Below are 15,655 nucleotides of genomic sequence, written 5' to 3'. Positions count from 1 at the left end.
TGTTTATCGAATGACAAAATAATTTGTCATAAGACAAGCATGATACTGTCATAAGATTGTACTTACGACAGTATCATTAGTAACAGACAATTAAAATGCAGAATTGCTGCTTAGACGTTGGTTCTTACGTGGGTCTTCACGTTTGAATAAGTCTTCATCGAACTTAAAGCGCAATCTAAAGTAAGCACCTTGCTGAGTACTGTCGTCATAAGCAATATCTTCATCTTCAAAGCCCATGAAGTTATAACCAAGTGATAACCAAAGGTTGGTCATTGGGCTATAACCCACTTCTGCACCAAGCATATAAGCCAAGTCATTTGCTTGCTCATTCCAGTAAGTGCCTGCTTGTAATCCAATATCCCAGCGCTCACTGATGTCATAAAGACCGCGGCCATAAACAGCATGAGCCGTGTTATCGCTGGTTAAGCTATCTGCTTCGTATTCTGTATACTTACCAGCATAACGTCCAGACAACGTCAACGGACGCGTAGGATGGTAATTACCATTCCATGACCAAACCATGGTGTCTTTTTGATAAGCGTCATCGCCAGTATTATTATCATCCAAACGATATTCGAATTTTGCAAGCATATCTAACTGATTGCTATCGTAGTCACGATACGCAGCACCTAGCTGAAAACGATTGATAGTGCGATCACCATCACTATAGTCAGTGCTTGAGTAGATGTCTTTGGCTAAGAAGGTAACCTCATCAGTATAGCGATAGGCGATACCAGCACTACCAAGTAGCGTATCACTTGTTTCGCCCCAACGTTTTTCAAAACGTCCTGATGCCTTATAGTTCTCTTTAGCAAGATATTCAACACCGATACCTGCCGCTGTTGCAGTGTTGCTTTCTTCACCTTCCAGAGACTCGACACGCTCAAATAAAGTATTTAAGGTTAGCCCTTCTTGAACATACCACTTGTTTTTTAGACCAATAGCTGCTTCTGCCTCACGTGCACTAATGGCATCGCGCATGCGGTATTCGCTATAAACCTTACCATCTTTCATGTAAGTGGCATCAAAACCAACAGTGGTACGTTGACGCTCATCTGTATCATCAAGACCATAAGTACCAGATAGGCTATTAATCAAATCATGACGTGCGTATAGTCGACCTAGATTTCCGAGCGGTGTCTCACTGCCGATAGAAGTTGCATTACGTGAGCTATTTTTGATATCTTGCTCATACTCTGCAAATACCAAGCTATTATTCAACTTAGGTAGACGAGAGGTAATACGAGCACGAACAGTCGTACCTTCAATATCTTCTTCAGCATTACTAACGCTGCTCAACGCTGACTGATTGATGATGTCATCATTAAACAAAGTGTCGTCTGTAATATCTACAACGTCTGTCGCGGCTTGAGTATTACGTGAGGCAGCAGTCGCGTCTTGTTTGTAATAACGAACCCCAATTTCACCAACGATGTTTTCACTTAAACGATGCTCAACGCTTGCTTGCACGCCTTCGCGGCTAGCGTCAGTAGTATGCTCTTCTGTGCGTACGCCTTCTAACTTAAGAGCAGTCTGCTTATCATTTAGAGTATGAGTAACCTCTACACCAGACTCAGTACGTCCAGCAGTAAGTGGTGATGCACCAGTGACAAAACCTTCGTCAGCATCATTATAATAAGCTTTAGCTCGCGTATTTTTCTTATTATCAAAATCAAGCTCAATACGTAGTGCGTTACCTTCAACATCACTATCAGTCAATTCTGTCGCGTTGATTTGATTGCTTGACTGAAAATTTGGATTCTCAGCTTTGTTCATCGCATATTCTGCGACCAGCTTTAGCTTATCATTGAATTTAACAACACTATTAACACTAGCCAACTCTTCTTTGTTCAATGGGTCATCGCTATTCACATAGCTACCACCGATGGCGACCTTATTCGTTAGTTGCTGCTTCGCGGCAATACCACCAACGAAGTAATCCTCACCACCTTCATCAACTTCGACAGTGACACGGATATAGATAGGGTTGCCTTCGATATCCTGACTAGCAATCGGTGCCGTCAAGAATAAGCTGCGGCTGATAGGGTCAATCTCATAATCAGCAAAGCGAGTAAGCGTCTCACGATTGATAATGAGTCCAGGGTTGTTGGCATCACGAGTAATAACTTCAACCGTTTCAGAGTTTTCTAATACCGCATCGAAGTTCTCAGCCAATGGATATGGGCCTGAAATGCCTAAACCGCGAGTCTCATTTACACGTTGGCTAGTACTGGTTTCTGCTAAAAAGGCAGTAACACGAGTGTTGCTATCTTCAAATTGAGCCTTTAGACCAGTTAATGTACGGTTGTATTGACCAAGCTTGATACCTTCGTCGTCATCAATCTGAGTTTTTAAATCACCATACATAGCGAACGAACGGCCTTTATCAAGGCGCACGTAAAGCTTGCTAGTAGACTGCGCATCGAAGCCTTTAGCTGATGAATCGCCATAGACAGGATAGTATTCGCCAGGCTCGATATCACGGAACAAACGCTCGCCTTTTTTATCACTATCATATGCAAGCGTAAGCAGATAGTCGCCGCGTACTTTTCCTTTTAGGAACATCGCGGCACGACCAGAAGCTGTGTAATCATCGTTACCAGCAAAGTCATTTAGCTCTTGTTCAAATGCACCTTGAGCATCGGTAATGCTGCTACCGTCAAAGTCTTTTAGTGAAATAGCACCTTCTACAATACCAACAGCAAGTAGTGGACGTAGTTGAGCAGTAAACTGTAACGGAATGATTTGTTTGCTGCTACCAGTGTCAATTACTAGCTCGCCCTTACCTGGTACGCTAGGTGCAATTACGGGTATTAATAGCTCACCACCAGAAACAGTGATTTGAGTGCCTGCTTTATCTTGACTGTCATCCTTTAGATTGATACGACCGATATTAGTATCAAGCGTAAGAGAAGTAGTACCAATATAAGGACGATTATCGCGATCTTTTAGGCTGATGACGACTTGGTATTCACTAATGCCATCAGCTGGAACTAACTGTGCTTGAGTACGGTAGTCGATAGCTTGTAAGCTATCAGGAGTTAATACCTTAATCGTCTGCTCAGAGATGACCTGACCATTTATATCAGTCGCAACACCACGTAAGGTGTTCTTGCCGCGCTGTAAATCAACAGCATAGTAATCGAAAGCCGTTACATTCTGTTTTTCTTGCTCAGCAGTTTTACCGATTTGCTGCTCTGATATCGCTTTGCCATTGGCGTATAGAGTAAATATTGAACCAAGTGGTGCTTGTACCTGTACCATCTGCTTGTAAGTACTGAGCTGTTGACCTTCATTTAGGTTAATGAAGGTGACATTATTGTTAGCCACTTCTTTTAGATATTCTTCGAGCTCTTTTTCTACTGGAGGTGCAACCGTTGTCACAGCCATGTCTACACGATTGGTCGCATCCCCAATCATATCGTTGACAATAGCAGAATCACAGTTGTTACCAAGGTCTAGGTCGCTATTGATATTGCAGCCACTTGCATCGACATTATCAGTCGTGTCGGCATCGTAGTTTGGCTCTAATGTTAGCGCTGTTTTTACCGCTTGCTCTAGCGTATCATTCTTAGCACTCACTGATTTGCTACGAGCGATTAGCTCGGCGTTCAGACGCTCAGTACTATCGCCCATGCCGCCCACAATCGCAAAATCTGCACGATGTAGCTCGCCATATTTCAAATCGACAAAACGGCTGCCAGCATCACCCGCATTACGGTTGCTTTGGGTGACCAGCTCTGTTTCTCTAGGGATCGTCGTGCTATCTACTTTTAGTACGTGTGTTTTGGCACTGACCCCATAAAAGTTGTATTTACCTTCAGGATCAGTAACGATGAAGTTGCCGTTCTCCATATATATACGGACACCAGCAACCCCAAGCTCGCCATCTTCTTTTTGTTGAATACCGTCACGGTTGATATCGTGATAGACTTTACCAACGATGATACCGTCAGTATTCATGACGCCGCGTTCTACGTCGATTTTCCACTGTGCTTCTCTTGATACTAAGCTTTGGCCTTGCTCATTGTTAGCAACTGCGATTGCGCGGTTGATACCATTACCACCTAGTGATGAAGCACCAACAAGCACACGATAAGTAATTTTTTTACTTTCGCCATTTGCCATATCGCCTAAGTTCAATACCTGATATTTACCATCAGCTTTAAACTCGGTGGTCTGTGCTTGATTGATATCAATATCAGTCGTTGGACTAACACGTACACTATTCTCAACGTAGTCAAAACCACGTGGTAAGGCATCTTTTAGTTGTACATCGTAAGCAGTAGACTTACCGCTATTTTTGATTTCGATGGTATAGCTGACATAATCGCCGAGTTCAGCACTTTTTACGTCACTTTCCTTTGTAACAACTAAAGCTGGGTTGTCATCGACGATATTAATTTGTGAGCTCAGATCACTGATACGCACGGTGAAGTCAGACGCATTTGGCAATTCATCAGCATCAATGCCAACCGAAGGGGCGATACAAGCATCTAAACTGACAGTCAATGTGTCGCTGTTCAACGTTTGGATAAGCTTATCGTCAATAGCGTTAGCGTTATTTTGAGTGGCTGCTGATAGCTGATATTTACCTGTGTTATTACCGGTTTCTATAGCTTTAAGTGAGTAGCTATCACCACTACCAATGGGCGGGTTAGCTGATTTGATGGTTACCCATACTTGATCAGGCTTGTCAGTTTGTACATTACATTGCGCATAGCTGGCACTGACATAAACGTCATCATTAATTTGTGAAATCGTTTTGCTTTCATCAAATTTAGGAGTGGTGAATTTGATACCAGATTCGATAATGACTAAACTATCGGTCGCACTCACGCTAGTCACTGACGGGTCTTCTAATACAACTGCACCAATCTTAATGTCAGCAGTATCTCCATCCTTACCATTAGCATCTGATAGAGCTTGCACAATAAACTGAATGTTTTCACTCTGACCAAGCTTGATTTGGGCACTCATGTTATCAAGAATCAGTTGTGTATCACCACTATCGACAATGCCGTTTTTATTCAAGTCTTGATAAACTTTCAAATTAGATAGAGTTGGCGATACATCAAGCGTCAGCTCAATAGTCTGATCACTATAGCTAGTATTACTAAGAACATTAACCCAATTCACCAGTGTGTTGGGTGCGACAGTACGCAAGGGTTGCTGAGTTAAATTAATACCGTAGTCAGGTAAGGCAGAGGCTTTGACTTGAACTTGGTTTGAAATGCTATTCTGTTTGATAGAATTGACGTCATAAGAAGCATTAGCGATATTGTTGATAGTTTGTACGAGAGTGGTGGGCGCAGCAAACGCCATATTTGATTGCATAAGCAACATTGCAGCCGTCAGCGCAGAGATCTTCGCTGTATGCAACGTAATACGATTAGACGGTGTCATTAAAGATTTAGTCATGTGTCGCTTATCCAATAAAATATAAAAGGGTCGGGTAGTAATTCTCCAGCTTGGCTCATCAAAATCAATTAGGTCAAGCTGGAGCGTTAGTCTATAAGCGTCTTGTGAAGCTTATAGACTTTGAAATGTTAAATATCAATTAACGAGCGTTTTTAATTTTGATTTTAAAAGTCAAGGTGCCAACGCCCTGAGGAACTAGGGTATAGTTAGTACCAAGGACTGCAGTACTGGTAGTACTAGCTATGCCTGCAGTAGATGAGGCAGTCGCAGAAGTAGCAGGTGAACCAGCTACTAAATCCGCACCAGCTGAAAAGTTAGACAACAAATCCGAAATGGTTAAATCGTTAAGATTAAAACCCAACGCTGCTGAAGAAGTATTAGTCGCCTGAATACGATAGATAACACACTGATCAGGTTCCGCATCGATCGCAGTCTGAATAAAGGTACTTGCAGCAACCGTACCTGAACAAGTCGCATCTAATGCTTGAGACTTCACTAAAGTTAAACCTCTAACGTTAGTCGTATCAGTCACTGTAGTAGCAGCAGGTGCATTAATACCAGCAGGTGTTAGTGTTACAACAGAAGTTTCAGTGCTACCAACAGCTGCAGCATCAGCAACAGTTGCAGGAGCAGTTACATTGCCCGACGACACATTGTAGTTGATTGCTAATGTGCCACCAGGTGCAATACCATTTGGAAATTGAGCGGTTGGTAGTGTAGTGCTATTAAGAGTATATGTATTACCATCAGCAACGGTAGGTTGCAGCGTTATAGTAACCGAAGCGCCATTGCCAGGCGGCGTATAAGTAGCACTAACAGGACCAGTAACAGGTCTGACAGCCCCATTATTGCCACCATCAGCAATAGTGAAAGTCAATGGGTTAGCATTGGTACCTTCACCATCTTGACCGCTGTTAGTAATGAGAGTTGAATGAGTCGCTTGACTAGCAGTACCTGAAGCAGGGGGAACTTCTCTAGTCGTTGGATTGCTCACTATAACCGCTCGTCTGGTAAAGCTAGTCACACCAGGACTATCTATACCAGCGCCGTTACCTTCACCCGCATCATCAGGTATTCTAGTAACACCTATCTTGCTATCTGTACTATCCAAAATATCATAGTCAGTACCAAGTACAGGATTAGCAGGTAGCGGGCTAACCGGACCGACAAACTTATCGTAGACTTCTGCGTTGTTAGTTACTGAACTATTAGCAGATGTAAACTGATCTTTATCGACGTTAACCGTGAAAGTAATCGTGCGACTTGCGCCAACAGCTAAGTTCGCTACGGCAACATTAATAGCTTGTCGAGTACCAACAGTAGAAATCGTAGCGGTACCAGCACCACCAGTTACGGTCACGTCTGATGCTGTGCCATTAGGTAAACTCAAACCTACAGGAAGGACATCTCTGATAACAATATCAGTCGCAGCAGCACTATAGTCAGTAATCGCGTTAGTGACTACGATACTATAAGCAATCTGTGGGTTGTCGACTGTCAAATCGACAGTACTGGTCGCTGTTTTTACAATTTTAAAGGTAGGCAATCTCACGATAGTTTGGTTTTCGTTCACCAATGTCGCATCAGGTGCATTATTAGCAGTAAAGAAAGTACTGGTCGCTGTTAATGTGCCTACACCTTTGTCATTACCGTTACGATTGTCTGGCGTAGCTGCTTCGTAGCTTAAGTTAGCTCTAGTACCTGGCTGTAGTCTAATAGTACCGCCATTAGTTAGGGTACCTGTCTGCGCTTGACCATTTAAAGCGTTTATCTGAGCAGTAGTTAAAGGAGTGCCATCTGCTTGTACAATAGTAAACGTAACAGGCGCAGTACCTAAAGGGTAGTTGGGATCAGCCGTTACTAGTGATGAGTCATTACCTGTGGTGTTAATGGTATAAGTATCCGTCACGTTACCCGTGTTGGTTAAATTATGAGTAAAGGTAGTTGTACCACCTGGCGTAGCAGTCTGATTGATAGCAGTATCGTCACCAATACTACCATCATCAACAGTCGATGTGAGTGCAAAGTTAGCCGTTTCGCTAATGTTAACGGTTACTGGTTTAGAGGTTACAGATGGCTGACTGACGCCAGCAACACTGTAGCTTGCAGTTGCTACGTTAATAATTGGCGCAGCGCCTGCTGTTACAGCGTTAGCTGGGGTCGCTGCATTAGCGCCAGTAGACACACCCATTACTGCGGCGACGCCGACAGCTAGCAGGCTATAGTTGAAAGTGGTTGATTTCATATAATGCTCCAGAGTTAAGATTAAAAATTGAAACGTTAAAAGCGTGAAGGTTTAATGTCTATTGAATTAATTAACGGTGGTATTGAGAGCAACAGCTGCTGACTTTTTAGCTGGCAATAACTTAATATTCCAGCGTAAGGTGCGGTATTCAGAATATGGAATCTTGACCATTTTGCCATCGACTTTACGCATAAGTGGTATATCAGCGTAATTCTCACCATCGATACTGGCTTGTGCACTTGCAGGCATTGCATCACCAGTAAATGTCATGTTGGCAGGAATGGGTAGCGTCACCATTAAATCGTTAATATCTTTATCGATAGTATTGGTATAATTCGCTTTATACTGAATCACAGTACCTGCCGGTGCGGTGCGCACTGGCGTATAGACTGTTTTACCTTCCGCATTCTTTATGACTTGATTGGCTGTTAGTTCCATTTTTAGAGCGTCGTCAGCATGAGCAGTACCTAGCAAACAAGCAGAGGCAAAAGTTGCTAGCATGACATTATGTAATAGGTTAAAACGTTTCATATAAAATCCTTTCTTAGAACATGACTATCAGTAAAAAGCGAACGTCGTATATCATGATGGAGGAGCTAGTAATCTAATATCATTCATCGTTTTAAAAGGCATCTATCTCCCTCTCTTCTATTTTCACGTAATTAATACAATTAATCATCACAAAAATGACAACTGGCATTTTGGAGGATACAAACGGTAAAAGCCCTGTCTGGTTAGACAGGGCTTGAGTAAAGGTTTAATAAACAGGTGTTTAGTTACTAATGGTAGTACCGTATTTAGTATTAAAACGAATAGCCTGACGGCGAGTAGTGGTGGTAGTACCTAAAGAGAAAGTATTGGTAGTAACTATACCGTTGTTGCCAATAGATACTGAGTTTGTTGCAAATGATGGAGTACCACTATTTTCACCAATAGGTGTTGGATTGGCTAAGGTAGAGGTAATTAGCGAATTATTAGAGTCGTTTTTACTCTGTAGCTTATCCTTGATAACAATATCTGTCAGAGAAACATTACCTCGATTGATAGCTTCAATTCTATAAGCGATACATTGTCCAGGAATAATGTTAGATATAGGTTTTGTACTATACGCACTACTAGCACTACCTTCATAATTAACACCAATTGTGGCAAGGTTATTTAGACTACAGTCATGAATATACTGACTTTTGATCAATACCAATGCGGCATTTTCTTGAATAACATCACCGAAATCATTGCTAGGATAGTTGTACTGACTATTAATAATGTTTATTTGTCGCACATCGCTTGTCGTGTCTACAGAATATGTATAATTACTAGGTTCATTCTGAGTGACACAGAGTCTTGTGTAACTGCCAACTTGTGCAGATGTCAAATTGAAGCTGTAGGTACCGTCACTATTGATATTCACTGTTTGAGGTGAAAACGTCCCACTATCACCGGCACATTTATTCAAAGTAATGGTGTGACCAGTGGTAAAGGGGATCCCAGATTCAGTTGGTGAATCGTATTTGCCATTAAAATAAAGGCTATTATTTAAGTACTTGCTAGATATATCATCCTTAGATGGATTTAAAACATTACCGTTATCGTTAAATACTGTACCTGAAAAGACATAATTGGATCTATCATTTATGATTGTACATGCCCAATTATCCCCGTAAGTTAGCTTAAGGTTTTTTGGGTCTAAAGTGCTAACGGATGTACCATCTGATTTTCTACAAGCATATAAGGCATTATAATCTGCTAAATTTGTCGATCCTGAGCCTGACTCTGTCAATGTATAGGTTTTGGTAGGGTTAACTTTGAAAGTTCCTGTAGTACCTGTACCAGTCGTGACAGTACTATTTGAACCTGTTGTAGTAACAGAAGTAATGCCGCTCGTAACTATCGAATTATCTGCATTGTCTTTAATTTGAACAGTGAATTGATCCGTATTTTTTTTACGAGAAGTCGAAAGCGCTTTCGAGTATGTTAAGCGTGGCTGTGGTTGGTAGCAATATCCATCAAATACGACATTAATCAGCTGATCACCAGGATTACCAAAAGTGCTGAAATCATAGTAACTCAGGTCAGGATTATTACCATAAGTCACATTCACTCTGACTACGGGCTGATCAAAAGCTACGGAAACCTTGCACTTTTCATCTACAGAATCTGTAGCACACAGAACGCTACTAGTACTAGTAGTTTGACGATAAGGTGCAGTAGTTGTCATTCCAGCACCACTATACTTTCGAATTGGAATTACACTTGTGCCTGAACTAGTAATACCTGTTATCGTAACTTGGTCAGAAAATTCAAAAAATCTAGTATTGTAAGCTACTCCCAAATAGTTTGTATCTATGTCGTATATACTTAAGCTTACATTAGTAAGGGCTTGCGGTTGATCATCAAACTTATTTTTAAAAGTATACGAAACCGTACGAGTGGATTCCTTGGTAACGAAGTCCTGAAAAAATTCAAACGATTGAAGGTTGCCTGCTAGCGTTTTAGGTATATAAAAGTTTGAGCCACCTGCATCTAAACTGCCAGTAGTAGTCAAACTGTTAGAAGCAACAGTGTAACTTTCACTTTTAAGACCATTTAAAAGTTGGTTTACACCAAGAATAGGTGGTGATGTTGTCGATCCTAAGTTGCTGTAATCAGTGCTTGAAAACTCATCAGAAATGTAACCAGCAGGACATGTTGTTATCGCTGCAAAAGCTAAATAATTAGGTAGCAGGATTAATAAGGATGGTAGAGCTATCCAACGCGTTACTCTTGACTTTAGAGTCGATGGTATAATATACGGGTTCATAATAGCTCCAAGAACAAGGATAGAATATACATATAATCTTATAATAAGAATAATACTTAAATCACAATTAATATACACAAATGAGACGAATGTCTATTTATAGGGTATGAGTAACAAGAAGTGTATTTTCGATTAGTGTATTTATTAATTAAAAAAGCAGATATCTACCGCTATGGACAGCAAATTTCATCTACCTATTACTAAAATCTTGGTATCAACGGAATAATGGTTAATAATATTTACCTAACAACTAATCATTATTTATTTAAAAAATACTTGTTATTTCATCATTTCTCTACAGCCATAAACAACTAGCCCGTAAAAGCTTATAATGGAATGTCATAGTCAAATAATGATTAAACGAATAGCTATAGCATTATGACGGTTTGGCAGATGTGTTGATTTGATGCATTTGTCGATATGAGTAATACTATTTTTATAATCAAGCTGTATATCATCGCACAAAACAATGGAATGCTTGGACGTAGCAAGGATGTCATAAGTAAACCAATCTCTCATCATGCATTTTTCAATGAAGCCCTGCCATTAGGTAGGTATGACTGATATAAAAGGATTAACAACAATGAATTATTATAAGGATGCTGATAGCACCGAAACCCAAGAGTGGCTGGCAGCCTTTGAATCTGTGGTCAAACACGCAGACAAGGATCGTGCTCAGTTTCTCCTAAAAGCCTTATACAATATGGCGGTTCAAGAAGGTCTTCCGTTCAACAGACTAGACACCGCTTATGTCAATAGTATCGCTGTTGAAGATGAGCCAATGTACCCAGGCGATCTAGGCATGGAGCGTAAGATACGTGCTTTGATTCGTTATAATGCACTTGCCATGGTCATGCGTGCCAATAAAAATGATGACGACTTGGGTGGTCATTTAGCGACATTTGCCTCTAGTGCAACGCTTTATGAAACAGGTTTTAACCATTTTTTCCGCGCCGCTAGCGATCACTTCGGTGGTGACATGATTTATTATCAAGGTCACTCAGCGCCAGGTATCTATGCCCGTTCTTATTTAGAAGGTCGTTTGACCGAAGATCAGCTTGATAATTTCCGCCGTGAAGTAGGTGGTAAAGGTCTATCAAGCTATCCGCATCCATATCTCATGCCTGATTACTGGCAGTTCCCAACGGTATCAATGGGACTTGGCCCAATCATGTCTATCTATCATGCCCATGTACATCGTTATATGGAAAACCGTGGCTTGCTAGAAAAAGAAGGTCGTAAGATTTGGACATTCTTAGGTGATGGTGAAACGGATGAGCCAGAAAGCTTGGGTGCTATTTCTCTGGCAGGTCGTGAGAAGCTGGACAACCTAATATGGGTAGTCAACTGTAACTTGCAGCGTCTTGATGGTCCAGTCCGTGGTAACGGTAAAATCATTCAAGAGCTAGAGTCAGTATTCCGCGGCGCAGGCTGGCGAGTCATCAAAGTCATTTGGGGCGGCAACTGGGATTCATTACTTGGTAAAGATCATACGGGTGTGCTTAAACAACGTATGGAAGAAGTGGTGGATGGCGAGTATCAGCTATATGAAGCGCGTACGCCTGAATTTACTCGCAAAGAGTTCTTTGGTAAATATCCAGAGCTAGAAGAGATGGCAGATGCGTTGTCTGACGAAGAAATCTCACGTCTAAACCGTGGCGGCCATGATCCAGTTAAAGTTTATGCTGCATTTAGTGAAGCTATGAAAACCAAAGGCCAACCAACGGTTATTTTGGTTAAGACCGTTAAAGGTTATGGCTTATCTGCTCAAACGCAAGCAGTCAACAAATCGCATCAGGTGAAGAAGCTTGATCAAGAGGCGCTTGTTTATTTCCGTGATCGCTTTGATTTGCCATTTACCGATGAGCAATTAGAGACCCTACCATTCTACCGTCCTGAAGAAGGTTCGGCAGAGATGAAGTATCTAAAAGGTCGCCGTGAAGCATTGGGTGGTCATCTACCAAACCGCCGTAGTGGTCATATTCCACTGAATATCCCTGAATTATCAATGTTTGATCGGGTATTAAAAGGCAGTAATGGTAAAGAGCAGTCTACGACGATGGTATTTGTGCGCTTGCTATCTGCGATGCTTAAAAACAAAGACATCCAAGATCGCGTCGTACCAATCGTACCTGACGAAGCGCGTACGTTTGGTCTAGAAGGTATGTTCCGTCAGTTGGGTATTTACTCGGCTGTTGGCCAAAAATATACACCAGAAGACAGTGAAGCGTTGATGGGCTATAAAGAAGCCATCGATGGTCACATGTTAGAAGAAGGTATCAACGAAGCAGGCGCAATGAGCACTTGGATTGCATTGGCAACCAGTTATTCTGTGAACGCATTACCGATGATTCCGATGTATATCTATTACTCAATGTTTGGTTTCCAGCGTGTGGGCGATTTGGCTTGGGCGGCAGGTGATTGTCAAGCACAGGGCTTCTTGTTAGGCGCAACTGCTGGTCGTACGACGCTTAATGGCGAAGGCTTACAGCATCAAGATGGTCATTCACAGATTCTGTTCAATGTCGTGCCAAACTGCGTCAGCTATGATCCTTGCTTTGGTTATGAGCTAGCTGTGGTCATGCATGATGGTTTACGCCGTATGTATGGTGAAGGCGAGCGCGTTTACTATTACTTGACATTGATGAACGAAAACTACGAGCAACCTGCTATGCCAGAAGGAAGCGAGGAAGGTATCAAACGTGGTATGTACTTGTTAGAGGACAATGGTTCAACACAAGTACAGCTATTAGGTTCTGGTGTTATCTTACGCGAAGTACAGAAAGCATCACAGATATTAAAAGACGAGTTCAATATTACGTCTAACGTTTGGAGTGTAACCAGCTTTAATGAGTTGACTCGCGATGGTATGGTTTGTGACGATTACAACCGTCTACATCCAATGGATGAAGAGAAAGTGCCTTGGGTTACTGAGCAATTAGCACCGCACGAAGGTATCGTGGTTGCAGCGACAGATTATATGCGTAACTACTCAGAGCAGATTCGTGCTTGGTTGCCAGACAACCGTCCTTACACGACTCTAGGTACCGATGGTTATGGCCGTTCTGATACACGCGAAAACCTACGTAGTTTCTTCAACGTTGATGCGGCGCATATCGTTGTGGCTACGCTTAAACGCCTAGCCGATGAAGGCGAAGTTGAGATGCGTTTGGTTAAAGACGCGATTTCAAGCTTAGGTATCGATGTGGATCATCCGCCTGCATGGCAACAGCAATCTTACTATGACCAGTCTCCAGATGCACCAGCGCCAGGTAACGTAAATCCAAATCCTGTACCTGAGTTTATCGCTGAAGACGATGATGAAATCAGTAATGAAGGTCGTGCTGAAGATCAAGCAGATGCAAATGTACTTGATGATAAAGATGTCAAATAATAATAACCATAAGACGAGGAAATAAATCATGGACATTAAAGCCCCCGATTTAGGTGTGGACAGCGCCGAAGTCAGCGAGATTATGGTAGAAGTTGGTGATGTCATTGCAAAAGACGACAACATTGTATTATTAGAATCTGACAAAGCATCGGTTGAAGTACCAAGCTCTGCTGCTGGTAAAGTGACTAAGATTAGCGTTGCTATCGGTGATCAAGTCAGCGAAGGTATGGTGCTGATTGAGCTTGAAAGCGCAGATGATAGCGCAGAAAGCAACGATGAAAATGCTGCTGAAGAGCAAGAAGCGAACAGCACAGACGATGTTAAACCAGAATCAAAACCTGAGCCTGTTGCAACTGAATCAAAGCAATCAGAGTCTGCTGCCAAGCCAGCCGCTAATGCTGGTAAAGCAACTACTCATGCATTACCTGATTTAGGTGTTGACGAGGCACAAGTTTCTGAAATCATGGTGAGCGTTGGTGATACTGTTAGCGCTGAGCAGTCCATTTTGCTAATCGAATCAGATAAAGCTTCAGTTGAAGTGCCAGCGCCAGTTGCCGGCAAGATTGAGAAAATCTTGGTCGAAGCAGGTGATATGGTTGCTAATGGTCAGGACTTTATCGTCATCATGGAAAGTAGTACAGATGATGCTAGTGATAGTGAATCTGAAGCTCCTAAGCCACAAGAGTCAGCACCAGCCAAAACAGAAGATAAACCAGCTGCTAAAACTACTGGCGAGCCAAAACAAGCTGCCAAACCGACCAATACTGATACAGCTGCTAGCAAAACAGAGGGTAAGTTAACTGAAGCACAGGTCAATGAAAAATTGGTTGATGTGTATGCAGGTCCTGCCGTCCGTAAACTAGCGCGTCAGTTAGGTGTGGATATCACACAAGTGAATGGTTCAGCTCTAAACGATCGCATTCTAAAAGAAGACTTGTTTGCACATGTTAAAAACAGTCTAACCAAGCAGAAAGCGGCACCTGTGAGCAGTAATCCTGTTAGCTCAGGTCTACCGAAGCTGCCTGACATGAGTAACGCTGAGATCTGGGGTGAGACAGAAACACAAGACCTCAGCCGCTTGCAGAAAGTCTCGATACCACAGCTCAACTACAATACTTTGCTACCGCAAGTAACGCAGTTCGATCTGTCTGATATCACTGAGACCGAAAAACTACGCGGTGAGCTAAAAGGTGGCATGAAAGCTGAAGGTATTGGCTTTACTATCTTGGCCTTTGTGGTTAAAGCAACTGCTTACGCGTTGACCCAGCATCCACGATTCAACAGTCACTTGAGTGATGACAATACTCAGGTCATATTGCGTAAAAGTGTCAATATGGGTATTGCTGTGGCAACAGATGATGGTCTTATCGTACCTGTTATCAAAAACGTACAAGATAAAGGTCTGAAGCAAATTGCGATTGAGATCGGCGAGCTTGCTGTAAAAGCTCGTGATAAGAAGCTCAGTACCAAAGATTTGCAAGGGGCAAGCTTTACCATATCGAGCCAAGGTAACTTGGGTGGCACCGCCTTTACGCCGTTAGTTAACTGGCCACAAGTTGGTATCTTAGGTGTCTCTGAAGCAAGTATGCAGCCACGTTGGGATGCGAAAACACAAAGCTTTGAGCCACGTTTGATGTTGCCACTGTCTTTGTCTTATGACCACCGTGTGATTAATGGCGCAGACGCTGCTGTGTTTACTCGTTATATCGCAACGCTATTAGCAGACCCACGTCGTATCTTGATCTAAAGCTAACTAGCAATACAAAAAGACTGCCCACGGGTGGTCTTTTTTATG

General features: G+C 42.2%; 6 protein-coding genes. 2 read left to right on the top strand and 4 right to left on the bottom strand.

All coding sequences use genetic code 11. From position 1 onward, the window contains the following. Positions 1 to 90: 90 nt before the first annotated feature. From ACQKCG_RS02915 to ACQKCG_RS02900, 4 genes are all read right to left on the bottom strand, one after another. Complete coding sequence (locus tag ACQKCG_RS02915) at positions 91 to 5,421, bottom strand: hypothetical protein (protein WP_427585073.1); 5,331 nt, start codon at positions 5,419 to 5,421, stop codon at positions 91 to 93. 139 nt (positions 5,422 to 5,560) lie between these two features. Next, the gene (locus ACQKCG_RS02910; RefSeq protein ID WP_427585072.1) at positions 5,561 to 7,666 is read right to left on the bottom strand and encodes a beta strand repeat-containing protein; all 2,106 of its coding nucleotides are present in this window, start codon (positions 7,664 to 7,666) and stop codon (positions 5,561 to 5,563) included. A gap of 66 nt (positions 7,667 to 7,732) precedes the next feature. Then, complete coding sequence (locus ACQKCG_RS02905; RefSeq protein ID WP_427585071.1) at positions 7,733 to 8,197, bottom strand: hypothetical protein; 465 nt, start codon at positions 8,195 to 8,197, stop codon at positions 7,733 to 7,735. Between the two features lie 241 nt (positions 8,198 to 8,438). Further along, positions 8,439 to 10,466, bottom strand: a complete 2,028-nt coding sequence (locus ACQKCG_RS02900) for a hypothetical protein (protein ID WP_427585070.1) — start codon at positions 10,464 to 10,466, stop codon at positions 8,439 to 8,441. A gap of 583 nt (positions 10,467 to 11,049) precedes the next feature. Here ACQKCG_RS02900 and aceE point away from each other — a divergent pair. Beyond that, a complete protein-coding gene (gene aceE, locus ACQKCG_RS02895) occupies positions 11,050 to 13,860 on the top strand; it encodes a pyruvate dehydrogenase (acetyl-transferring), homodimeric type (RefSeq protein WP_427585068.1) in 2,811 nt (936 codons plus the stop codon). Positions 13,861 to 13,888: 28 nt separating this feature from the next. Next, positions 13,889 to 15,607: a 2-oxo acid dehydrogenase subunit E2 gene (locus tag ACQKCG_RS02890; protein ID WP_427585067.1), complete on the top strand. Its 1,719-nt coding sequence runs from the start codon at positions 13,889 to 13,891 to the stop codon at positions 15,605 to 15,607. Positions 15,608 to 15,655 lie beyond the last annotated feature (48 nt).

The sequence above is a fragment of the Psychrobacter sp. NPDC078929 genome (assembly GCF_050267985.1).
GTDB lineage: Bacteria > Pseudomonadota > Gammaproteobacteria > Pseudomonadales > Moraxellaceae > Psychrobacter.
The sequence above is the reverse complement of the archived record's forward strand: the minus strand, read 5'-3'. Positions and strand labels throughout refer to the sequence as shown.

Bases quoted from the DNA above. Each gene is read 5' to 3' on its own strand.
- ACQKCG_RS02890 (WP_427585067.1), top strand. From the start codon at position 13,889: ATGGACATTAAAGCCCCCGATTTAGGTGTGGACAGCGCCGAAGTCAGC.
- ACQKCG_RS02905 (WP_427585071.1), bottom strand. From the start codon at position 8,197: ATGAAACGTTTTAACCTATTACATAATGTCATGCTAGCAACTTTTGCC.
- ACQKCG_RS02900 (WP_427585070.1), bottom strand. From the start codon at position 10,466: ATGAACCCGTATATTATACCATCGACTCTAAAGTCAAGAGTAACGCGT.
- ACQKCG_RS02915 (WP_427585073.1), bottom strand. From the start codon at position 5,421: ATGACTAAATCTTTAATGACACCGTCTAATCGTATTACGTTGCATACA.
- aceE (WP_427585068.1), top strand. From the start codon at position 11,050: ATGAATTATTATAAGGATGCTGATAGCACCGAAACCCAAGAGTGGCTG.
- ACQKCG_RS02910 (WP_427585072.1), bottom strand. From the start codon at position 7,666: ATGAAATCAACCACTTTCAACTATAGCCTGCTAGCTGTCGGCGTCGCC.